The following is a 1,511-nucleotide window of genomic DNA, read 5'->3' as shown; positions in this document are numbered from 1 at the left end:
ACCTAGGCCTGACCTACCTGCTGATTTCGCACGACCTGGAAGTGGTGCGGCACATCAGCGACCGGGTCGCGGTCATGGCGGCGGGTGCGCTGGTGGAGCAGGGCGCGGTGGAGGAGGTGTTCACGTCGCCCCGGCACGACTACACGCGCGAACTGCTCGCCGCCCGTCCCGGCCAGCGCGTGGCGGCGCCGGCCCCGCCGGCCAACGCGGCGGCCGTGGCCTGAGCGCCCGAGCGGCCGCTACACAACTCGCGGTTGTTAATTTCCGACTTTTAATTCATTTGGATTTCGCCGCTTTAGGCCTAGATTGTGGATTCCGCCGCCACCTGTTCTGGCGGCCAGCCTGGAGGCCCTTGCGCCATGAGCTACGACACCCCCGAAGCCGCCGTCACCGAACGGATCCTGCCTGCCACCCTGGAGCAGGCGCGCGCCGCGGCGCTGGGCCAGCACCTTCCCTATGCCGGCGGCGTCTCGCCCGTGGACGCCTGGACGCTGGCGCAGAACGGCGACGCGGTGCTGGTGGACGTGCGCTCGGCGGAAGAGCGCAAATTCGTCGGCCACATCCCCGGCACGGTGCACGTGCCCTGGGCCACCGGCACCAGCCTGACCCGCAACCCGCGCTTCGTGCGCGAACTGGAGGCCAAGGTGGCCAGCGCCGGCGGCAAGGACGCCGTGGTGCTGCTGCTGTGCCGCAGCGGCAAGCGTTCGGCGCTGGCGGCGGAGGCGGCCGCCAAGGCGGGGTTCTCGGCGGTCTTCAATGTCTTCGAGGGTTTTGAAGGCGAGCTCGACGCCAACCAGCATCGCGGCCTGAGCGACGGCTGGCGCCATCGCGGCCTGCCCTGGGTGCAGGACTGACATGGCGGCCTTCGATCTGGAGGGCGTGGTGCGCGCCCTGGACGGCATCCGCGCCCAATGGCGCACCTCGCAACAGCGCGCCCGCGAGCCAGGCGAACGCGAGTTTCCGTCGCGCGAGGCGCTGGCCGACATCTTCGACAAGTTCAAGCGCGCGCTTTTCCCCATGCGCCTGGGGCCGGTGGACATGCGCCACGAAAGCGAGAATTTCTATGTCGGCTACACGCTGGACGCGGCCCTGCGCAGCCTGCTGGAACAGGCGCGGCTGGAGCTGCGGCGTCACGCGCCCGCCGACGCCGGAGTCGAGGAACACGCCGCCGCGATCGTGCGGCGGCTGCTCGACAGCGACGTGCTGGCGGCCTATCACGGCGATCCCGCGGCGCGCAGCGTGGACGAGGTGCTGCTCTGCTATCCCGGCATCCACGCCCTGATCCACCATCGCCTGGCGCACCAACTGTACCTGCTGGACCTGCCGCTGCTGGCGCGTATCGCCGCCGAGATCGCCCATGGCGAAACCGGCATCGACATCCACCCCGGCGCCCAGATCGGCCCGGGCTGCTTCATCGACCATGGCACCGGCGTCGTCATCGGCGAGACCGCCCGCATCGGCCGCGGCGTGCGCATCTACCAGGCGGTCACACTGGGCGCCAAGCGCTTCAC

General features: G+C 70.3%; 2 protein-coding genes and 1 pseudogene. All 3 read left to right on the top strand.

From position 1 onward, the window contains the following. Window positions 1-224, top strand: a pseudogene (locus BI327_RS40700) (microcin ABC transporter ATP-binding protein); the annotation flags it as partial. 135 nt (window positions 225-359) lie between these two features. Next, a complete protein-coding gene (locus BI327_RS40695; protein WP_033504517.1) occupies window positions 360-854 on the top strand; it encodes a rhodanese-like domain-containing protein in 495 nt (164 codons plus the stop codon). A gap of 1 nt (window position 855) precedes the next feature. Further along, window positions 856-1,511: serine O-acetyltransferase (locus tag BI327_RS40690; protein WP_076867239.1), on the top strand; the 656-nt coding region annotated here is incomplete at its 3' end.

This window comes from Bradyrhizobium mercantei, assembly GCF_001982635.1.
Classification (GTDB): domain Bacteria; phylum Pseudomonadota; class Alphaproteobacteria; order Rhizobiales; family Xanthobacteraceae; genus Bradyrhizobium; species Bradyrhizobium mercantei.
This window is presented reverse-complemented; position numbering and strand designations above follow the sequence as displayed.